Origin of the sequence: Mycobacterium sp. ITM-2016-00317 (genome assembly GCF_002968295.1) — a bacterium.
In the GTDB taxonomy this organism is placed as follows: Bacteria; Actinomycetota; Actinomycetes; order Mycobacteriales; family Mycobacteriaceae; genus Mycobacterium.
Genome location: NZ_CP134399.1, coordinates 5,928,341 through 5,948,625, shown reverse-complemented (window position 1 = coordinate 5,948,625; position 20,285 = coordinate 5,928,341). Strand labels below are relative to the sequence as shown.

At 65.3% G+C, this 20,285-nt stretch carries 22 protein-coding genes; 12 read left to right on the top strand and 10 right to left on the bottom strand.

Annotated elements, in window-relative coordinates; all coding sequences use genetic code 11:
• The 3 genes from C6A87_RS28585 to C6A87_RS28575 form a co-directional block, all read right to left on the bottom strand.
• Positions 1-771 carry a DUF1906 domain-containing protein gene (locus C6A87_RS28585; RefSeq protein WP_040541772.1) on the bottom strand — a complete coding sequence of 257 codons (771 nt, stop codon included), beginning with the start codon at positions 769-771 and terminating at the stop codon, positions 1-3.
• 136 nt (positions 772-907) lie between these two features.
• Positions 908-2,350: a GntP family permease gene (locus C6A87_RS28580; RefSeq protein ID WP_311115313.1), complete on the bottom strand. Its 1,443-nt coding sequence runs from the start codon at positions 2,348-2,350 to the stop codon at positions 908-910.
• A gap of 36 nt (positions 2,351-2,386) precedes the next feature.
• Positions 2,387-2,899 carry a gluconokinase gene (locus C6A87_RS28575; protein ID WP_311115312.1) on the bottom strand — a complete coding sequence of 171 codons (513 nt, stop codon included), beginning with the start codon at positions 2,897-2,899 and terminating at the stop codon, positions 2,387-2,389.
• Positions 2,900-3,020: 121 nt separating this feature from the next.
• On the opposite strand from C6A87_RS28575, the gene C6A87_RS28570 reads away from it, so the two are divergent.
• Positions 3,021-3,806: an FCD domain-containing protein gene (locus C6A87_RS28570; RefSeq protein WP_311115311.1), complete on the top strand. Its 786-nt coding sequence runs from the start codon at positions 3,021-3,023 to the stop codon at positions 3,804-3,806.
• On the opposite strand, the gene C6A87_RS28565 is transcribed toward C6A87_RS28570, so the two are convergent.
• The gene (locus C6A87_RS28565) at positions 3,766-4,401 is read right to left on the bottom strand and encodes a trimeric intracellular cation channel family protein (protein WP_311115310.1); all 636 of its coding nucleotides are present in this window, start codon (positions 4,399-4,401) and stop codon (positions 3,766-3,768) included. The two genes, C6A87_RS28570 and C6A87_RS28565, sit on opposite strands and share 41 nt — an antisense overlap.
• Positions 4,402-4,526: 125 nt before the next feature.
• Between C6A87_RS28565 and C6A87_RS28560 the strand changes: the two genes are divergently transcribed.
• A complete protein-coding gene (locus C6A87_RS28560) occupies positions 4,527-5,024 on the top strand; it encodes a DUF309 domain-containing protein (protein WP_311115309.1) in 498 nt (165 codons plus the stop codon).
• A gap of 87 nt (positions 5,025-5,111) precedes the next feature.
• Positions 5,112-6,713: an FMN-binding glutamate synthase family protein gene (locus C6A87_RS28555; protein WP_311118120.1), complete on the top strand. Its 1,602-nt coding sequence runs from the start codon at positions 5,112-5,114 to the stop codon at positions 6,711-6,713.
• A 2-nt stretch (positions 6,714-6,715) separates the two neighbouring features.
• On the opposite strand, the gene C6A87_RS28550 is transcribed toward C6A87_RS28555, so the two are convergent.
• Entirely contained in the window at positions 6,716-7,237 is a 522-nt protein-coding gene (locus C6A87_RS28550) for a cupin domain-containing protein (protein ID WP_311115308.1), read from the bottom strand.
• A gap of 325 nt (positions 7,238-7,562) precedes the next feature.
• On the bottom strand, positions 7,563-8,801 hold the full coding sequence (locus C6A87_RS28545; protein WP_311115307.1) for an MFS transporter: 1,239 nt from the start codon (positions 8,799-8,801) through the stop codon (positions 7,563-7,565).
• A 99-nt stretch (positions 8,802-8,900) separates the two neighbouring features.
• On the opposite strand from C6A87_RS28545, the gene C6A87_RS28540 reads away from it, so the two are divergent.
• Entirely contained in the window at positions 8,901-10,052 is a 1,152-nt protein-coding gene (locus C6A87_RS28540) for an ROK family transcriptional regulator (protein WP_311115306.1), read from the top strand.
• A gap of 18 nt (positions 10,053-10,070) precedes the next feature.
• Here C6A87_RS28540 and C6A87_RS28535 read toward each other — a convergent pair whose 3' ends face one another.
• Positions 10,071-11,075: a LysR family transcriptional regulator gene (locus tag C6A87_RS28535; protein ID WP_311115305.1), complete on the bottom strand. Its 1,005-nt coding sequence runs from the start codon at positions 11,073-11,075 to the stop codon at positions 10,071-10,073.
• Positions 11,076-11,284: 209 nt separating this feature from the next.
• Between C6A87_RS28535 and C6A87_RS28530 the strand changes: the two genes are divergently transcribed.
• Together C6A87_RS28530 and C6A87_RS28525 are read left to right on the top strand one after the other, a co-directional pair.
• Entirely contained in the window at positions 11,285-11,692 is a 408-nt protein-coding gene (locus C6A87_RS28530; protein WP_311115304.1) for a hypothetical protein, read from the top strand.
• 46 nt (positions 11,693-11,738) lie between these two features.
• Entirely contained in the window at positions 11,739-12,602 is an 864-nt protein-coding gene (locus C6A87_RS28525) for an alpha/beta hydrolase (protein WP_311115303.1), read from the top strand.
• A 9-nt stretch (positions 12,603-12,611) separates the two neighbouring features.
• Here the strand turns inward: C6A87_RS28525 and C6A87_RS28520 are convergent, their stop codons facing one another.
• Positions 12,612-12,935 carry an EthD family reductase gene (locus C6A87_RS28520; protein ID WP_311115302.1) on the bottom strand — a complete coding sequence of 108 codons (324 nt, stop codon included), beginning with the start codon at positions 12,933-12,935 and terminating at the stop codon, positions 12,612-12,614.
• 99 nt (positions 12,936-13,034) lie between these two features.
• The gene (locus tag C6A87_RS28515; RefSeq protein ID WP_311115301.1) at positions 13,035-13,847 is read right to left on the bottom strand and encodes an alpha/beta hydrolase; all 813 of its coding nucleotides are present in this window, start codon (positions 13,845-13,847) and stop codon (positions 13,035-13,037) included.
• Between the two features lie 243 nt (positions 13,848-14,090).
• Between C6A87_RS28515 and C6A87_RS28510 the strand changes: the two genes are divergently transcribed.
• The 3 genes from C6A87_RS28510 (at position 14,091) to C6A87_RS28500 (ending at position 16,860) form a co-directional block, all read left to right on the top strand.
• A complete protein-coding gene (locus C6A87_RS28510; RefSeq protein WP_311115300.1) occupies positions 14,091-15,479 on the top strand; it encodes an NADP-dependent succinic semialdehyde dehydrogenase in 1,389 nt (462 codons plus the stop codon).
• 75 nt (positions 15,480-15,554) lie between these two features.
• On the top strand, positions 15,555-15,920 hold the full coding sequence (locus C6A87_RS28505; RefSeq protein ID WP_311115299.1) for a cupin domain-containing protein: 366 nt from the start codon (positions 15,555-15,557) through the stop codon (positions 15,918-15,920).
• A 124-nt stretch (positions 15,921-16,044) separates the two neighbouring features.
• Positions 16,045-16,860 carry an SDR family oxidoreductase gene (locus C6A87_RS28500; RefSeq protein ID WP_396836951.1) on the top strand — a complete coding sequence of 272 codons (816 nt, stop codon included), beginning with the start codon at positions 16,045-16,047 and terminating at the stop codon, positions 16,858-16,860.
• Positions 16,861-16,965: 105 nt separating this feature from the next.
• Here the strand turns inward: C6A87_RS28500 and C6A87_RS28495 are convergent, their stop codons facing one another.
• Positions 16,966-17,766 carry an IclR family transcriptional regulator gene (locus C6A87_RS28495; RefSeq protein ID WP_311115297.1) on the bottom strand — a complete coding sequence of 267 codons (801 nt, stop codon included), beginning with the start codon at positions 17,764-17,766 and terminating at the stop codon, positions 16,966-16,968.
• Between the two features lie 199 nt (positions 17,767-17,965).
• Here C6A87_RS28495 and C6A87_RS28490 point away from each other — a divergent pair, with 199 nt between their 5' ends.
• The 3 genes from C6A87_RS28490 to C6A87_RS28480 all read left to right on the top strand — a co-directional run bounded on the left by C6A87_RS28490 (position 17,966) and on the right by C6A87_RS28480 (position 20,164).
• The gene (locus tag C6A87_RS28490; RefSeq protein ID WP_311115296.1) at positions 17,966-18,964 is read left to right on the top strand and encodes an AraC family transcriptional regulator; all 999 of its coding nucleotides are present in this window, start codon (positions 17,966-17,968) and stop codon (positions 18,962-18,964) included.
• A 211-nt stretch (positions 18,965-19,175) separates the two neighbouring features.
• A complete protein-coding gene (locus C6A87_RS28485; protein ID WP_311115295.1) occupies positions 19,176-19,859 on the top strand; it encodes a type 1 glutamine amidotransferase domain-containing protein in 684 nt (227 codons plus the stop codon).
• Entirely contained in the window at positions 19,859-20,164 is a 306-nt protein-coding gene (locus tag C6A87_RS28480) for an antibiotic biosynthesis monooxygenase family protein (protein WP_311115294.1), read from the top strand. The genes C6A87_RS28485 and C6A87_RS28480 overlap by 1 nt, the downstream gene beginning before the upstream one ends.
• The last annotated feature ends 121 nt before the right edge of the window (positions 20,165-20,285 follow it).

Genomic DNA, 20,285 nt, shown 5'->3' with positions numbered 1-20,285 from the left:
TCAGGGGTGGAAGTTCCACTGGCCGCAATCCTGCGCCAGCACGTCGTTGACGTCGACGCGGATGCCGCCGACGATCGGTCCCGGATTCGAGGCGGTGTCGATGATGCGCTGGTACAGCACGGCGCCGGGGTAGATCTGGCCGTTGGACCAGGAGCGGGTCTGCCAGGCCCAGACACGGCCGGGCGTGCGTGACTTTCCGATGACACCGTCGGCCGCAGCCCACTGGCACGGTCTGATGCCCGCGTAGATCCCGGTGCGCTGCACGCCGATGACCGAGTTGATGCCGCGGAACCACGGGAGTGCGAGGTCGTTCCAGGTCTGGCGGTCGATGTCATCGTCGACGCTGAAAAAGATCGGTGCACTCTGGCCGCCACCAGCGGCGGAGTGCAACGCCCAGCCGGTGCGGGCGTCGGCGACGCCGCCTGCGTACCCGCGGGTGAAGTCCGACGGTGCCGTTCCGCCAGGCTTGCCGTACTGGTAGTTGCTGACGATCACCAAACCGGCCGCGGTCAGCGACCTCGCATAGGGCAGCGTGATCGGTTTGGCGCCGAAGTTCGAGCCAGGCCGCGAGGTCGACACGTAGTTGATCACCCCGGCGTGGCCGGCGGCCCGGATGTCCTGCGCCGGGATCTGGCGCATGGCGAAGTCGATCAGTGTCGGAGCGGCGGCCGCTGCCGTAGGTGCCTGCCTGCCCGTTGCTGCCGCGCCGAGCCCGGCCAGTGCCGATACGGCGGCGGCATAGCGCAGTGCGTCACGCCGGGATACCTGCACGGCGCGATGTTAACAAAGTGACTGGCGTGAGCAGCGTGACGCGGCGGGCAATTCGGCGGTGTGGTCAAAATTCGTTGCCGCGGCCCCGGCCGGGATCGACGCGGGCAGGCCCGCGTCGATCCGCGACGGAGTGCCGTCAGGCGATGGCCCACAATCCGAGGCTGAGCACGAAGGCGCTGAGCCCGAGCGTCGTCTCCAGGACCGTCCACGTCTTGAGGGTGGTCTTGACGTCCATCCCGAAGAACCGGCTGACCAGCCAGAACCCGGAGTCGTTGACGTGGGAGAGCACGGTGGCGCCGGCCGCGATCGCCATCACCAATGCGGTCTGTTGCAGGTTGCTCAGGTCAGCGGCGGCGACCGACGCGCTCAGTAGACCGGCGGTCGTGGTCAACGCGACGGTGGCCGAACCCTGTGCCACCCGAAGCAGTGTGGAGATGACGAAGGCCTGCAGGATCAGGGAGATGCCGAGATTGGACAGCGAGCCGCTCAGCGCGTCGCCGATCCCGCTCAGCCGCAGCACGCCGCCGAACATGCCGCCCGCACCGGTGATCAGGATGATCGCGCAGATCGGGCCGAGCGCGTTGTCGAGGATGTCGCTCACATCGGCCATCGGCCGGTTCCGCACGCCGAGGACCAGGATCGCGACCACAACCGTGATCAGCAGGGCGATCGAGGTGGTGCCGAGCAGCTTCAGGTACTCCGCCCAGGTCGCACCTTCTTCGATCACGCCGGCGGTCATCAGCGTGCTGAGCACGGTGTTGAACGAGATCAACACGAGCGGCAGCAGCAGCACCCCGAGCACGGTCGCGAAGGACGGAGCGGTCCTGGTGACCGTTCCTGTGGTGCCCGTCGCCGGCGTGCCGTCGGTGTCGGCTTGGCGGTTGTCGCCGATCTCGCGGCCGCCGTTGATCTCACCGAACAGTGACGTCGGAATGTCGACATGCAAGCGCCGACCCATGAACTGGGACACCAGGAATGCACCGACGTACCAGGACGCGACGGCGACCGGTACGCCGACGATCAACGTCAGGCCGATGTTGGCGCCGAGCAGTTCGGCGGCCGCCACCGGACCGGGATGCGGCGGAACCAGGGCGTGCATGGCGGCGAAGGCCCCGGCGGCCGGGAAGGCGTACAACAGAATCGATCCGCCGAAGCGGCGTGCCACCGTCATGATGATGGGCAGGAACACGACGAGCCCGGCGTCGAAGAAGATCGGGAAACCGAACAGCAACGCTGCTACGCCGAGCGCGAAGGGTGCCCGCTTCTCGCCGAACCGGTTGATCAGCGTGTCGGCGAGAACCTGTGCGCCACCGGTGATCTCCAGGAGACGGCCGATCATGACGCCGAATCCGACGAGCAGGGCCACCGAGCCGAGCGTGTTGGAGAAGCCGAAGGACAGCGCGCTGGGAACGTCGGCCACCGGTATCCCGGCGGCCAGTGCCGTCAGCAGACTGACCAGCACGAGCGCGATGAAGGCGTGCAGTTTCACCTTGATGATCAGGAACAGCAGCAGCGCCACCGCCCCTGCGGCGATCAGCAGCAGGGTGCCGGTCCCGTATGCCGGATCAATCGCCTCCACGACGCCCCCTCCTCGCAGTGAACTCCGTGCCTCGAATCACCGGTCCTCCTCGTGTACGTGGGAATCTTGTGTGCTGACGTAGTTTTCGACGATGGCGTCGATGGACTGGTCGACGTCGATGACGACACCACGCTCATCGGGTTCGAGCGGTTCCAGCGTCTTGAACTGGGATTCGAGGAGCGTGGCGGGCATGAAGTGGCCCGGCCTGCTGGCCTGCCGCCTGCCGATCGTCTCGATCGAGCCCTCGAGGTGGAGGAACTCGATATCCCGGCAATGTCGCCGCAGCTGGTCCCGGTATGCGCGTTTGAGGGCGGAGCAGCTCATCACCCCGCCGTCGCCGTGCAGTGCCAGCCACTGTCCGATCGATTCCAGCCAGGGGAAGCGGTCGCCGTCGTTCAGCGCATGGCCGGCCGACATCTTCTCGATGTTCGCCGGGGGGTGGAAGTCATCAGCATCGGCGAAGGGGACCCGCAGGCGCTGGGCCAGTGCGGCCCCGACGGTGGATTTCCCGGACCCCGAAACTCCCATGACGACGATGGGTGCTGCCATGCTCTCTGCCTATCGTGTGTGTGTCGTCACACAGATTGCCTCAATCATCATACGATTACAAGACCAATCTGAGTTTCGGTAGCTCTTTCACCCAAAGATGGGCATCTGTCATCATCAATCGGTGTCCGAACGGCCCAATGCTGGCGCTCTCCACAGCAGTCTGGTGACTGCATTGGGGACGGGCATCGTGTCGGGGAAGTACCAGTCAGGCCGGATTCTCACCCTGGATGCGGTGAGCGCGGAGCACGGCGTGTCCCGCAGTGTCGCCCGGGAAGCGGTGCGGGTCCTGGAATCGATGGGCATGGTCGCCTCCCGGCGCCGGGTCGGGATCACCATCCAACCCGCCGAGAGCTGGAACGTCTTCGATCCCGTGGTGATCCGGTGGCGGTTGGAGGTGGGGGACCGCAAAGCCCAGCTGGTCTCGCTGTCGGAGCTGCGCGTGGGGTTCGAGCCCGCGGCGGCCGCGCTGGCGGCGCGGCGGGCGAGTCCGCATCAGTGCCGAGTCATGGCAGCCGCGGTGTCCGACATGATGGTCCACGGGCGAAGCGGAGATCTCGACGCATATCTCCTGGCGGACAGACTGTTTCACCAAACACTGCTCGAAGCGAGCGGCAACGAGATGTTCCGGGCGCTCAACGGCGTGGTGGCCGAAGTGCTCACCGGACGCACCCATCACGGCATGATGCCGGAGAAACCCAACATCACGGCGATCGCTCTGCACGATGAGGTGGCGCGCGCGATCAGGATGGGCGAGCACGAACAAGCCGAACGGGGGATGCGCGCCATCATCGAGGAATCGGCGTCGGCAATCGTCGAGGAAGTTCCTCCGACTACGACCTCACTGAAAACTACGACGTCTCCGAAAACTACGACGTCTCCGAAAAGCCCGGCGGCCGAGGAGCATTGAGGTTGTAGCGGACCCCGAGCATCCGGATCGCGAAGCACACCGCGACAGCCCCGAGCGCCGCTGCCAGCCCGTACACGTCCAGACCGATGGCCGCCACGGTGATCGCCGCGGCCACCAGAGCAGGAATCGCGTAGAGCTCACTGCGCAACACGGTCGGCACCTGCCCGACCAGTGCGTCGCGAATGGTGCCGCCACCGACTGCGGTGATCACGCCGAGCAGCATGGCCGGGCCGGCCCCGAGACCGAACTCCACCGCCTTGCTCGCGCCGATCACCGCGAACACACTCAACCCGACCGCGTCGAGCGCGGTGATCGACATCCCCACCCGGTCCAGCCAACGGTTGAGGACGAACGCGATCAACGCGCCTCCCACGGCGAGCGTGAAATAGGGCCAGTACAGGAACGTCGCGGGCGGCACCGCGCCGATCAGCACATCACGGATCACCCCGCCGCCCAACGCCGTCATCATCCCGAGCGTGACCACCCCGACCACGTCGAGGTGGGTCACCCGCAGGGCGGTCAGTGCGCCGTTCAACCCGAAGACGAAGGTCCCGATCAGATCGAGCGCGAACAGCAGCGGAGGTTGGGTGCTCACGTGGCTGCGGCTTCCGGGCTGGCCGCCGGACCGACTGCAGCGACTCGTGCCGTAGCAGACATGCGTGATGACATGCACCGAAGCCTACGTAGCTGACGCGGACCGGCCCCCGGCATCATGGGGGGATGGCCGAACGCTCCCGCGATGAGTCCGGCAGGCCCCGCAACACGCGTCCGCGCGACCCGCTGGGCCGGCCCCTTCCGTCGGGCAGCGACGGCGTCCCGCGAATTCCGGACGATCTGGAGTTGCCGCCGTCCGATTCCCTCGCCTACGCCCAGGACCTCCTGAACAGGGGCCTGGCGTTCAACGCTCATGAGGTGCTCGAGGCGGCGTGGAAGAGCCGCCCCGTGGAGGAGCGGCCGTTGTGGCAGGGGCTGGCTCAGCTGGCCGTCGGCATCACACATATCCAGCGCGGCAACGCCGCCGGGGCGTCTGCTCTGCTCAGACGCGGCACGGGTCGCCTGGCAGAGGTCGAAGCGCCGGCTCCGTACGCGGTCGACGCGGTCGGCCTCACCGGCTGGGCCGCCGCGCTGATCGACGACCTGGAGGCGTCGGCAGGCATTTCTCCGGAACGTCTGCGTCCCAGGTTGACGCGTCTGCCGGGAAGTCCGTCCCGGACCTGAAAGGCTTTGGTACGCCGGGTCTGACAGCGCGTGCGCGGTTGCGGCGATCGGGGGTTCCGGCGCGCTGATTGTGGCAGTGTGAGCCATATGAAGAAGCGGATGCTTGCCGCACTGGCCCCCGCCGCCGCAGTCGCCGGCATCGCGGTCCAGGACCTGCTTCAAAAAGAGCACGCCCTGCGCCACAACTTCCCGGTCGTCGCACGGATGCGGTACCTACTGGAGTCGATCGGTCCGGAGCTGCGCCAGTACATCATCACCAGCAACGACGCCGAGCGGCCGTTCAGCCGCGACCAGCGGCGCTGGGTGTACACGTCGGCGAAGAAGGAGAACAACTACTTCGCGTTCGGCACGGACAACGACACGGAGAATGCCACCTACCCGATCATCAAACAGGCGACGTTCTCCGACGTCGTGCCGGCCTCGCCGATCCACCTACACGACATCGAGGTTCCGGGCGCCAAGGTGCTCGGGGGACCCCGCGGACGCCGCCATGCGTTCCGTCCGGCCTCGGTGGTCAACGTGTCGGCGATGTCGTTCGGCTCGCTGAGCCCGCAGGCCATCGAGGCGATCAACAAGGGCGCCAAGATCGGTGGCTTCTGGCACAACACCGGCGAGGGCGGGCTCTCCGATCATCACCGTCAGGGCGGCGATCTGGTGTTCCAGATCGGCACCGGCTATTTCGGCTGCAGGGACGAGCAGGGCAGGTTCGATCTCGACCGGCTGGTCGATGTCGTGGGCTCCGCACCCGTGCGCGCCATCGAGATCAAGCTCAGCCAGGGCGCGAAACCCGGTCTGGGCGGCCACCTTCCGGGTGCCAAGGTGAACGCGGAGATCGCCCGCATCCGGGGAGTCGAACAGGGCAAGGACGTCGCGAGCCCGTCCCGGCACACCGCGTTCCGCAACGTCGACGAGATGCTCGACGTGGTGGAGCGGATCGCGGATGCCACGGGCCTGCCCGTCGGCATCAAGTCGGCGGTCGGGGACATGGGGTTCTGGGAGACGCTGGCGGCCCGGATGGAAGACGGGCAGCGCGGCGTGGACTTCATCACGATCGACGGTGGGGAAGGCGGCACGGGTGCGGCGCCGCTGGTGTTCGCCGACCACGTGTCGTTCCCGTTCCGGGCAGGTTTTGCGCTGGTGTACGGATTGTTCGCGCAGCGGGGTCTGTGCGAACGTGTCACGTGGATCGGGTCGGGCAAGCTCGGGCTGCCCGCCAACGCGATCGTGGCCTTCGCGCTGGGCGTCGACCTGCTCAACGTCGCGCGGGAGCCGATGTTGGCGATCGGCTGCATCCAGGCGCAGAAGTGCCACACCGACCGTTGCCCCACCGGCGTGGCCACGCAGAACCCGTGGCTGGCGCGCGGGCTGGATCCCGAGCAGAAGTCCCACCGGTTGGCCAACTATGTGCTGACCCTGCGGCGTGACCTGCTGAAGGTCTCGGAGGCCGCCGGCGTGCGGCACCCGGCGATGCTGGGTCCGAACCACGTGGAGATCCTCGACGGCGACCGCGGACACCGACCGCTCCAAGACGTGTACGGCTATCAGGACGGCTGGGGCATCCCCGGCCCGGAGATCGTCGCCCAGATCGACGACTACATGCGCCGCTACGACGGGCAGCCCGGCACCCACGAGGTCGTCGAGCACGCACCGGTGGAGAACACGGAAGAACCGAACCAGGCGACGGAGTAGGGCTAAGCGAGCATCTCGGTGCGGTACTGGGGAGCCAAGCGGGCCGCGGCCTCTCGCCGCTGCTGCTGTTCTTGCGGGGACAGCTGCGGCGGTGCGGCGGTGGGGCCGTCGACCGGATCGCCGACCTGCGCGAAGAACTCGTCCTGTCCTGCGGGGGTACACATGCACAGCATCCGGGCCGGCGCGCCGGAGGTGTTGCGGAAGTTGTGCGGTGCGTTGGCGGGGATGTTGACCGTGGAACCCGCACGCGCGATGTGTGTCTGGCCGCGGAAGGTGAATTCGACGGAACCCTCGAGAATCGTGAACATCTCCTCGAAATCGTGACGATGCGGCGGCGGGCCGCCTCCGTCGGGTATGCGCATGTCGATCAGGCAGTACCGTCCGGCGGTCTGCGCTCCGGTGATCAGCATGCTGTAGGTGTCGCCGGCCAACGCGAGCCAACCGCCGGCAGGATGCTCGGCATCCACGATGAGCAGTTCACGTGCTGGATCGTCGGCGGGCAGTGAGGTGGTGTCATCAGGCATCCGGCTGTCTCCTTTGCCATTTCGAGGTGGGTCCGTCGCATGAGTGTGCCGGGTCGGCGGTCGCGCCGCATTCCCTTGTCACGTCAGCGCCTTCATGTCGTCGAGGTGACCGAGCAGGCCGGTCGGCATGATGACCCCCCGTCAGACCGTGGAGCCGCCGTCGACGGGACAGCACAGCTTGTAGATTTCGGCGTCGGCTTTGAGTCCGTGCCGGTCACAGATCAGTTCAACGAAGGATCGGCATGGAGACATCGAGCGCCTGACGAGTAGGAGTCCAAGCGATCGAACGTTCCGTTGCGCAGCGCGCGGCTTGTGCTGGGCCGCCTCAGTGGGCCGACGCGGGCACGCCCGCGCGGCCGGTCCAGCGCTCAAGAAGCACCGACACGGTCAGCACGATCAGGCCTGCGACGGTCAGCGCCGCGCCCGCGGCGGCAGGAGCGGTGTAGCCGAGGCCGGCGGCGATCACCATGCCGCCGATCCACGCCCCTGCGGCGTTGGCGATGTTGAGTGCTGAGTGGTTGAGCGCCGCTGCGAGGGTCTGTGCGTCATGCGCGACGTCCATCAACCGGATCTGCAGGGCAGGTCCGATCGACGAGCCCGTCGCGCCGATGAAGAACAGGCCGAGCATGGCTGTCCACGGGTTGTGGGCGGCGAAGACGAACAGCGCCAGCACAATTCCCAGAGACGTCATCGACGCGTAGAGGCCGCGGACCACCGAGACGTCGGCCATCCGGCCGCCCACCAGGTTGCCGACCACCATGCCCAGTCCGAATGCCATGAGGCCCAAGGGGACGAAGCCTCGTGACACCCCGGCGACGTCGGTCAGCGTGGTCGACACATACGTGTACACCGCGAACATGCCGCCGAATCCGACCATCCCGACCAGCAGGGCGAGCCAGACCTGTACTCGCTTCAGCGCGCCGAGTTCGGTGAGCGGACTGGTCGCGTGCATGCCGCGCATGTCGGGCACCCAGAACCAGATCGCCGTCAGCGTGATGGCGCCGACGGCGACGACCAGCGCGAAGGCGCTACGCCAGCCGAAGTGCTGACCGAGCCACGACGCCGTCGGCACGCCGAGCACAGTTGCCACGGTCAGTCCGCTCAGCACGTAGGCGGTGGCCTTGGCCCGGTTGCGCGGACCCATCAGGTGTGCGGCGACCAGGGCGGCGATACCGAAGAACGCTCCGTGCGGCAGGCCGGCGATGAAACGCGCCGCCACGAGCGTGGCGTACGACGGAGCGAACATGCTGGCCAGGTTCGCGACGGTGAACAGGACCATCAGCCCGAGCAACAGTGTCTTGCGCGGCATGCGCGCCGTGAGCGCCGCGATCAGGGGCGCTCCGATGACGACGCCCAGGGCGTACGCGGAGATGACGTGGCCGGCGACCGGTTCGGTGATGCGCAAGCTGGCTGCGATGTCGGGGAGGAGGCCCATCGCGACGAACTCGGTGGTGCCGATGCCGAATCCGCCGAGGGCGAGCGCCATCACGGCGAGCCACCGGACGGTCGGGTCGGGCGCGACGACGGACATGGGTCCGGAGGCGCGCGACACAGTTCGGGTCATGGTGTCGACGGTAGACCTACTTATGCCTCCCATCAAACCAACTTTTGCTTTTAACGAGCGAAAGTGGCGCAGCTTACGTCGGTGAGGTTCAATCGAGGGGTGACGAGCGTCGGCGAAGTATTCGCCCTGATCCGCGAGCTGCGGGTGACCACACGCGCTGAACTGGCGGCGCGGACGTCGCTGTCGCGCACGGCGGTGACGGCCCGCGTGGCCGCGCTGCTGGAACTCGGACTCATCGAGGAGGCCGAGCGTGCGCCCTCGACCGGGGGACGGCCCGCCACCACGCTGAGCTTCGACGCCGACGCGGGCATCGTGCTGTGCGTCGCGATCGGGATCAGCCGCACGCGTATGGCGGTCTGCAACCTCGCCGGTGAGATCGTCGCCACCGCGGACATCGACCAAGAGGTCGCGCTCGGGCCCGACGATCTGCTGCCCGACGTGGTCAAGCGACTCGACGTACTCCTTGCCGGCCAGCCGGACGTGCCGGTGTACGGCATCGGAGTGAGCCTGCCCGGACCCGTCGACCGTGAACGCGGCTGCAGCCGGGACTCGCCGATCCTGCGCGGCTGGGACGGCGTTCGGCTGCGTCCGTACTTCGAGGAACTTCCCAAGGCCCCGGTCCTGCTGGACAACGACGCCAACGCCATCGCCCTCGGTGAGCGTGGCGGCGAACTCGAGCGCATCGACGACCTGCTGGTCCTGAAGGTGTCGACGGGTCTGGGCGCCGGAATCATCGCGGGTGGCGCGCTGCAGCGCGGTGCGTCCCAGGCGGCGGGCGAGTTTGGGCATAATAAAACCCCTGCGGCAGCGGGCCTTTCGTGCCGGTGCGGTGACACCGGCTGCCTCGAGGCGATCGCGGCGGGGTGGGCGGTGGTGCACACGTTGCAACAGCGCGGCTACTCGGTGCGGCACATGCGCGACGTCGTCGAACTCGCACACGCCGGCGACCCGGAGGCGCGTCGCATGATCCGCGACAGCGGCAGGCACATCGGCGAAGTCGTCGCCGCGGCGGTCAACCTGCTCAACCCGAAGGTGCTTGTCATCGCCGGCGACCTCGCCGGGGCGTACGAGATGTTCGTCGCAGGGCTTCGAGAAACGCTGTACCGCAACGCAACCGCGATGTCCACGCGTGAGCTCGAGGTCGTGCCGGCCGCCCACGGCGGGCACTCGGCTGTGGTCGGCACGGCGACCATGGTGCTCGAAGAGGTGCTCAGCCCCCGCGCCGTCGACGACCTGGTGGCCCTGGGTTAGGCCACCATTGACTACACCTCACTGGACGTGACGCAAGTGCGAAACCGTCTGACGGTCAATAGGGTTCACGAGCGATTGCTGTTGCTCTCTGGAGAAACTACTGGGAATCCAGGCGTCAGGCAGGGAGCTCAGCGAGGCGACCGCCTTCGCGGTGTCGACGAAGTCCTTGACCACGGGGGAGTCCACATCGGTACGCCAGGCGACTGACAGCATGGTTGGCGGGATGTCGGTGACTGGGACGAAGGCCAGCCCCGGCCGATCATAAAAGCGCTGGGTAGATGCCTGGGAGAACGCCATGCCGCGGTCAGCGAGGATCGCTTCGAAGCATTCGTCGACGGTCGACACCTCGGCGCCAAGCTGAACAGGGGTCCCCTGACGGTGGTCGGCGGCGAGCCAGAACGTGCGCCACGTATCGGGAGACTTACGGGCAACGAAAGGCTGGTCGAGGACCTGCTCGACACTGATCTGGTCGAGGCCGGCCAGCGGTGAGGTGGCCGACACCACCAAGACCCGCGGCTCAATGAAGAGTGTCGCGATCCCGAGCCAGTCCTGCACGAGCACGGGCGGGCGGAGGAACGCGATATCGACCGAACCGTCCGCCAATCCGACGTAGGGATCGCTGAAGTCGTGCGAGCGCATCTCGACCTCGACACGCGGGTGCAGGTCGTGAAAGGCGTTGAGGATTCTCGGGGTTAGCTCGGCGGCGGCATTGGCCTGGAAGCCGACCACGAGCCGCCGCTCGGATGCGCTGCGGCCGGCGTCCTGTATTTGCCAAGCCAGCCGCTCAGCCTCGGTGAGCAGCCGCTTGCTACCGTCCAGGAGCAGCTCACCCGCCGGCGTGAGCTCGACGTGACGGCTCGTCCGGACGAACAAGGGCGTGTTCAGGGAGTGCTCGAGCTTGCGGATCTGGATGCTCAACGACGGCTGCGCAATGTGCAGGCGTGCAGCGGCGTGACCAAAGTGCAGCTCCTCGGCGACCGCGACAAAGTACGCCAATAGTCGCAGGTCCAGCGAGGGAAGCACAGGTCAACCGTAGTTGAGGACGCCTACGACCACCATTAGTTCTTGACTATCGATCGGTTGCCGATAGGTATTGGACGGCCCAGGCCCGCCGCGCGTGTGATGGGTGTCATGCACGAGGGTTCGCTGGGACGGCACGTCCCGGGCCTGGCCCCGCCCGCATCGACGAGCAGAAGCCCTGTCTCGGTTGATCTCCCGCTAAAGGATCCGTCATGACTGTTACTACATCGGCAACGACTGCCGCCGACTGGGCCGACGCGTTCGCTCGCGCGAGCAATGAAGACCCCGAAATCCAGGCGCACGGGAAGTACTTCACCTGTTCCTACCTGCTCGATATGGATGAACGAACATTCGTCGTCGAGGTTAGCCGCGGCAAGGTCGTCCACGTCGCCATCGACCCGGGTCCACTGGACGTGGCGTATGAGTTCGCGTTGCGCGCCAGCGCGGACACCTGGCGACACTTCGGCGTCCCGGTGCCGGCGCCGATGTACCACGGAATTTGGTCTGCAAGTTTTCAGCGCGACCTGAAACTCGAGGGCGACATCCTCGTTTTGATGCAGAACCTGCGGTGCTTCACCCGACAGTTCGAACTACTCCGCGCCGTCGGCGTCCCAGTATAAAACCGTTGCCTGTCAACCAGTTCACCTCAATTCGAAGGAAGCACCCATGAGCAGGATCTCCCCCGTCACTGGGCATTACGTCGACGTCGATGTCGATGGGCTGTTGTACAAAGTCTTTTATCTGGAAAATGGGCAGGGCCAACCGCTGGTCTGCCAGCACACCGCCGGCTGCCACAATCACCAATGGCGGGGCCTGCTCGAAGACGAGGCCATCACGAACGATTATCGCGTCATCGCCTACGACCTGCCCCGGCACGGCAAGTCCGATCCGCCCGAGAACACCAAGTGGTGGACCGAGGAGTACCAGCTGTCCGCCGACCACTATGCGAACTTCATCGTCGCACTGGTCGACGCACTCGAGCTGGAGAACCCGATCTTCATGGGCTCCTCCTTCGGCGGCAACATCGCCCTGCAATTGGCCTTGCGCCGCCCTGACCGCTTCGCCGGCGTCATCCCGGTGGAAGGTGCGGATTACTCGCCCGGGTTCTACCTCGACTGGTGGCAACATCCGCATGCCAACGCCGCCCAGGTGTGCGCCAGTGGCGTGTGGGATCTGATGGCCCCGCAGTCTCCGGAGGCGGACCGTTGGAAGACGTGGTTCTACTACAGCCAGGGCTCGGAGGCGTTCAAGGGCGACCTGTACTTCTACTCCGTCGACCACGATCTGCGCGAACGCCTCGGCGACATCGACGGTGACCAGTGCCCGGTCGTGATGCTCACCGGGGACTACGACTACCTGACCACCCCTGAGGACAGCGCACGGACCGCGAAGCAGATCAAGGGTGGTGAGTTCATCGAGATGAAGGACATCGGCCACTTCCCGATGAGCGAGAACCACGCGGTGTTCCGCACCTATCTCCTGCAGGCGCTCGACGTGCTGCAGAAGAAGGCCGCCGCCCACACTGTCTGACAGGCGCGTCTACTCGCCCGTGGCGACCTCGACCTCCGAAAACAACACGCGCACACCGCCGGTGGACAGCCGTCCCAGCGCCTCGAAGAAAGCACCCGCTTCCGGCGTCTTCACTGCAGCGCTGGCCGCGGCGTAATCCGGGAAGTACAGATCGATCATGCGATACGCAGGCGTCGCGCTGCCGTCCTCCTTCGGCCAGACCTTGGAAGTTTCGAAGCGGGTATATCCTGGGATGCGGCGGGCGGCTTCCAATTGTTCTGTTATGTAGGCTGACTCGAATGCCGCAGGGTCGAGAGGGTTGTCGTAGATGGCGGTGATCTTGGTTTCTGACATGTGCGCTCCTAGAGGTCGGCTTGATGGGATTGTCTTTCCACTGGAGAACAACGCGCACATGCCATGAAATGATCTCCCGCGAGCTCGCGGAGGCATAGGTCAGGCAACACCCGTGGCCGCGGAGTCGATGACGGCCGCCACCGCGTCGGGGTGGCTGATCAGCGTCAAATGTGAGCCGCCTTCAAAGGTGGTGATAAGGGCTCCTGCTCGCTGCGCCATCGAGTGTTTGGAGGCTCCGGTGATGATCTGGTCGCCGGTGCTGATGAAGGCCCAAGAGGGCACCGTCTTCCATCCGGTGGCAGTGCTGGGGGTTTTCAACGCGGCGGTCGAAGTCACCCTTTCACTAGCCCACAATCGTGCACTGTGCTCAGCCGGTAAGTCGCTCGCGAAGTGCTGCTGAAAGACGTCCTTCTTGAGCAACAGGTCGGTGGCTCCGTCGGGGGAGCCAGGGTCAGGGAATGTATCGAAAAGCTGCTGCTCCGTGAGGGAGTAGATGATCGAGCCGTCGCCGTTCAGGGTGCTGACTGATTCACCGACCTCCGGGAGGTATGCGTCGACGAAGACGAGCGCCTTCACATTCGGGCTGCTCGCCGCCGCTTCGCTGATCACCGCGCCGCCGTAAGAGTGTCCGACAAGGACGACAGGCCCGTTGATCGTCTCGAGAAATGAGGCGACCGAGCGGGCGTCGCTCGCCAGGTTCCGGAGGGGATTGGCAACCGCCCGCGCCACGTAACCCTTGGCCTTCAGCGCACCAAGCTCGCCATCCCAGCTGGAGGTGTCGGCCCACGCGCCATGGACCATCACAATGGTGGGTTGCGCGGGCGGTGAGGCCTGCGACGTGGGAACCACGCCGGACGCGATGGCCGCGAGCGTGGCCATCGCGGCCGCCCCAGAACGGACCACGTTCTTCATCTGACATTCGCTCCTTGGGTGGGTGCTGCTGACGGCGCTTGTCCGCCAACTGCGAGCCTAGTGGGGCGTCATGTGCCGATGACTGCCGAAAAGAACTGTTTAATAGCGCATTCCAGCTCTGGTTACTCACGCCGACAGGCTTCTCACAGCCCATGTCGGCTAGATGCCGCATTTCGAGCCGATTCTGTCGCGAAAGCAATTCGACCGCACGGAGGCGCCACAAGACGAGTAGTCCTGATTCACATGGCTATTGCGACAACCAGTCCCGTCACCGGTGAGGTGCTCAAGACCTTCGACGAACTCTCACCCGAGGAGCTCGAGGACAAACTCGCTCGCGCGGCAGCCGCTGCCGGGAAGTACAGATTGACGACCATCGAGCAGCGGGTCACATGGCTTAGCCGGGCGGCGGACATTCTGGAGCGGGATGCCGGCGAGATCAGCACGCTGATCGTCACCGAGATGGGCAAGCCGTACCGAGCGGCGCAAGAAGAGGTAGCCAAATGCGTACAAGGACTGCGGTTCTACGCCGATCAGGGGCCGGGGTTCTTACGGGCGGTGCCCCATGATGGAGGGCCCGTCAATGCCCGGCAGACCTATGTGAGCTATCAGCCGGTCGGCGTGGTGCTGGCGGTGATGCCGTGGAATGTGCCGTTGTGGCAGGCGATGCGGTTCGCGGCACCTGCCCTGACCGCCGGCAACGTCGGTCTACTCAAGCACGCGTCTAACGTGCCCCAGACCGCGCTCTACATGGAGCAGCTCTTCCGCGACGCCGGCTTCCCCGACGACGTATTCCAGACCCTGCTCATCTCGTCGGGAACCGTGGAGCACGTGCTACGTGACCCCCGTGTTGAAGCTGCGACGCTCACGGGTAGCGAGCCTGCGGGTAGATCCGTGGCGGCGATCGCCGGTGAGGAGATCAAGAAGTTGGTCCTCGAACTCGGCGGTTCGGACCCGTTCTTCGTCATGCCTTCAACGAACCTGGAACGTGCCAGCGACGTGGCGGTAAAGGCGCGCACCCTCAACAACGGGCAGTCCTGCATCAATGGCAAAAGATTCTTCATCCACGCCGACATCTACGACGCGTTCCTGGAGCTGTTCGCCTCGAAGATGGGCGCTCTCGTCGTCGGTGACCCGATGGACCCCGCCACTGATATCGGTCCGCTGGCAACCGAATCGGGTCGCGACGATGTCGATGCCTACGTCGCCGACGCGGTGGCCAAGGGCGCCACAGTAGTCGTGGGCGGGAAACGGCCGGATGGCCCGGGATGGTTCTACCCTCCGACGGTGCTGGCGGACATCACACCGGCGATGAACATGTACCACGAAGAAGTGTTCGGTCCGGTGGCCCAGGTGTGGTCGGTGTCGTCGCTGGAGGACGGACTGACGTTAGCCAATGCCCATCCATACGGGTTGGGGTCGAGCCTGTGGAGTGAAGACCAAGCAGAGCGTGACACATTCATTCGGGACGTCCAGTCGGGCATGGCCTTCATCAACGGCAACACCACCAGCTACCCCGAGATCCCTTTCGGCGGGGTGAAGCGGAGCGGGTATGGCCGCGAGCTCTCCGACCTCGGGATGCGGGAGTTCATGAACGCCAAGACCGTCTGGATCGGAGATGGCGCGAATGCCTGACCGCGAAAACGCCGCGAGGAATTGGTAGCAGGCGGAAGAACCCTATTGAGTCAGCACTCATCGAAGGAGGAAACGATGATTCGCGCGTATCGCCTCTACACGGGTCCCGATGGCAACTCCCACGTCGAGCGCGGAAGCATCGATGCTGGGAAGTTGGTGGACGCAGTATCCGTCGAGTTCAAAGAGACTGAACCGCATTCGTCCTTCGACTGGCACAACGATCCAATCCCTCAGTACGTCATCACGTTGTCCGGCGTCCTGGAGTTCGAGACCGTTGGCGGCGAGTCGTTCACCGTTCACCCCGGCGACGTCCTGCTTGCCGTCGACGATACCGGCAGCGGGCACAGGTGGCGGTTGATCGACGATGCGCCATGGAAACGGGCCTACGTGGTGTTCAAACCGGGCGCGCCAACCTATTTCGTGCAGTCGGCCTCGTCGTGAACGGCCGACCGATCACCCCGAAATTCCACCGATCAGACAGGAAACCAACGACATGACCAACCCAGCCTCCCTCAAGAAAGTGCTCATCACCGGAGCGGGCACCGGTTTCGGCTACGAGGTGGCGATGCGTCTGGCCGAGAAGGGCTTCGACGTGGTGGCCGGCGTTGAAATATACGGACAGGTGCAAAGTCTCAAGAGGCAAGCCGCCAAGCGGGGTGTGACGCTTCACGTCGAGAAACTGGACGTGACCAACGATGGAGACCGGCGCAAGGCGCTCGGCTGGGGTATCGAGATCCTCGTGAACAACGCCGGAGTCGGCGAGGGCGGGGCGACCGTCGACATCCCGGCGGCCAACATCCGCAATCAGTTCGAGGTCAATGTGACCGGTCCACTACTGCTCACCCAGGGCATCGCCAAGCAGATGGCCAAGCGCGGCGCCGGCCGCATCGTGTGGGTCTCTTCGCGTGAAGGCCTCAACGTCAACCCGTTCACCGGCCTTTACTCGGCGTCCAAGCACGCGGTCGAGGCGATAGCGGAGAGCATGAAGGACGAACTGCAGGAGTTCGGCGTCGAGGTCGCGACCATGAACCCAGGACCGTTCCTGACCGGGTTCAACGACCGCATCTTCCAGACCTGGGAAAGCTGGGTCGATGACCCCGCCGAGCGGTTGTACGACTATTCCAAGTTGGCGTTCCCTCGCGCACAGTTCAATCCCGAGCCGGTCTACGCGACCCTGACCGCGCTGGCCGCGGGCGAAATCGACACATATCGGAATCTGGAACCGAAATCCATGATCGACGAAACGAAGAGCTTGATCATGGCGCCCTGGGACAAGAAGACCACCGACGGCCTCGGAACCCGCAACGCGGGAATCCAGAAGGCGTTCGACATGACCCCGGAGCAGCTACGGGACGACCAGGACCCGGTCCCGGCGGCGTGACGCTGTCAGCTGTGGCATCCGGGTCGACCCCACAACCATGTCGGCGACCTCCCCGAGACCTGGCGCTCAGCAGAACCGCCAAAACCACATCAACCAGATACGGGGTCAGCTCGGCGGCGCCGCCGCCCGCCGACCTGAAAGGCGCTGCGCCGCTTCCAGAAGCGCATCCCGAATCTCCGGGAGGCGCTCCGTGGGCAGCGTTGCCCGTGGGATGCACACGGTGATGGCGGCCACGACCTCGCCGGCGCTGCCCCACACCGGCGCAGCGATGCAGGACAAGTTCGACACGGACTCCTCCGACTCGGTGGCATATCCCAGTCGGCGAACGTCCTCCAATTCGTTCGTCAGTACCTCAGGGCTCGTTATCGTTTGCGGGGTCAGCGCTGGAAGCCCTCCGTCCAGCACGGTGTGCAGTGCCTGCTCCCCGGCGAAGGCAAGAATGGCCTTACCGGTCGCACTGGCGTGGGTCGGCAGCGTCCGCCCTGGATAACTGACCAAACGGACGGGCTTGGTCGAGTCGATGCACGCCAGGAACGTCACGTCGACACCCGTGAGCACACCGAGCTGGACCGTCTCGTCGAGGGGGCGAAGCAGCGGCGCAGCCACGTCGTGGAACCGACTGACCAGCAATGGCGTCTGGGAAACCTTCGCATAGTCGTCGAACTTCGAACCCAGCCGGTAGCGCTTGTCCCGTTCACCCCTGCGGACCGCGTTGGTCGCTTCGAGCGCCCGCAACAAGCGATACACGCTGGACTTCGGGAGCTCGACCGCGTTAACGATGTCGGTCATTCGGGGCGGCTCCGAGGCCGCGGCGATCGCGTCGAGGATCTGGAACGCTCCGTAGACGGCGCGGGTGCCGTCCGATTGTGCGCCATCAGCGTCTCCGCCGACTACCGAAGTCGACACAGGTTCTCCTCGCCTGCCCGTACACCCCGGGCCTCGATCGAGCGCTTGACATCGCAGGCACGTTGTGTCTCAATATTAGCCATATATGGACCATAAGTTCCATATATGAAACAACTTATCGGACTGCCTTCGTTAGTCTCACATTTCCCCAGAGTTCCTGTCGGCTCCCCCCACCGATCAGCTCAAGGAAGCAGGGTCCATGACGACACCAGATGGCGTGGTCGGCACGGGGAGTCGAAACGGCACGCCCTCGTTGTTCGACGTACTGGGCGACCAGGCGCAGACTGAAGGCGTCAACGACGGCCTGTGGCCCGGGTCCTTCACCTATCGGATGTCTCGTCCAAGCCGGTTGTACTGGAACGAAATTCGACGTCTGTCCGTCGGCGTCATCGTCAGGTCACCGCGCGCCCGCGCGCACTTCGGTGCAGCCGATTTGTCCGCTCACTCCAGCTATGTCGTCTTCGATGGCACCCGGCATGTCGATTGCCTCGTCGTGGCGACCTCACCTGAACAACCAGTTCTGGCGCTCGTTCTGCCACTCGATACGCAGCAAATCCGTACGGTGGCGGCCAGTATGCGCGGCGCGGTGCCGGCGGCTGGCCAGATCGCCGCGTCAGACCACCAGACCGCGGTACCCGAGCTCGACGCTGAGCTGGCCGACGCTTTCACGCGATTCTTGGCGTCACTGGTGGAGGCCCGCGACCGACAGGTCTTGGCGCCGCTTCATCTGCAGGAGTTGGTCTACCGACTGGTGCAGCGAAACGATGATTCGAACGTCCTTGCGCTGGCGTCCAGGCAGCCCACCGGGGCCCCGATCGCGACCGTCGTGGACTACATCGCCACACATCTGGCCGAGGCGCTGACCGTCGACTCACTGGCGGCTCAGGCGTGCCTGAGCCCGTCAGCTTTCTCCCGGGCCTTCCGTGGCATGACCGGCCAATCGCCCTACCAGTTCGTCAAGACCCTGCGTTTGGAACGGGCCCAGCTGTTGCTCGATGAAGGCCGCCTCGGCGTCGCCGATGTAGCGCGCGCGGTCGGCTACACGAGCGTGTCGCATTTCATCCGGGAATTCCGCGGTCGGTTCGGCATCACGCCGGGCACGGCGCGAACCACGTTGGCTCTGACGTCCAGCGTGAGCTCGGTTTCGTCGATTCGGACGGGCACGCTCACCGGCTCCCGGTGCGTCGTCGCTTCGTAACGAAAACATCTGCCGTGGCGGCGGATCGCCACCTCACTATCGTGATCCGACCGTACGATGACCCGTTCTGGGTGAGGTGGATCTCCGCAGGAGCCATGGGCCGGCCAGTGTGGTGTCATTGTGGCGACGCACCGGAGAGGTTGCCGTCGCGCATTCGCCAGAACACTGAAATGTGACTCGCTATCGCCGGTTTCATGAATTCAGCCATCGAATGGAGCACGTCGTGTCTGTTCCCTACGTACTCGTCGTCGCCACCAATGCCGCCGTCATCGGCCCGAACCACAGGCCGACGGGGTACTTCTTCCGCGAGATCGCCCACCCGGTACAGGAACTCGACAGAGCCGGAATTGCCGTGGACTTCTCCTCTCCGTCAGGCGGGAAGCCGCCCGAGGACGGATTCGACGGCGACGACCCCAGCCAGCAGGAATTTCGTGACTCGAAGGCCTATCGCCGGCTCGCGCGCAGCCACAAGCTTTCCGAGGTCGACGTGCTCGACTACGACGCCGTCTTCTTCCCCGGCGGCCTCGGTCCCATGGTCGACATCACAGGCAACCCCGAGGTGCAGGCAGTCGTCAGCCGCGCCTGGGAAGCGGGCCTGATCGTGTCGGCGGTATGTCACGGTCCGTCGGCACTCCTGGGTGTCACCGTCGAGGGTGCGCCACTTGTGCGAGGCCGCAAGCTCACCGCGTTCTCCAAAGCCGAAGAGGATGGCTACGCCAAGGACGATGTCCCCTTCGACCTGGAAACCGCACTTCGTGAAGAAGGCGCACTCTTCGAAGCGGCTGAGCCCTGGCATTCCAAGGCAGTAGTCGACGGCCGGCTGATCACGGGCCAGAACCCGCAGTCGGGCAATGCGATCGGCAAAGCGCTCGCCGACGCCCTGCGGGTCTCGTGATGGCCGCTCCGACGGTCGTCGTCGTCGCGCACTGGCGAACCACCGAGGCCGACCTGCCCCAGGTTCTCGAGTATGCGGCCGCTGCACGTCCCCTCTCACTGGCCGAGCCTGGATGCTTGGGCTACGAAATCTTGCAGGACACCGAGGATCCGACGCATGTGGTGCTCGTCGAGCACTACCGCGACAGCACCGCCCTCGACGCACACCTTGATTCGCCCCACTATCAGGATTTGGTCGTCGCACGGATCCGGCCGCTACTGACGGACAGAACGGTGGAGCTTCTGCAGCCGCGTGATCCCGATTAGGCAACGGTGCAGTGGGGCGCATCCGCAGCGAGGCTGTTCCTTTCTGCGGGAGCGGTTTTCCGTCTCTTCAGGAGCCATCGCGACGGAAGATCATGAATGGAGTCCGGATGGCGGACGAGGC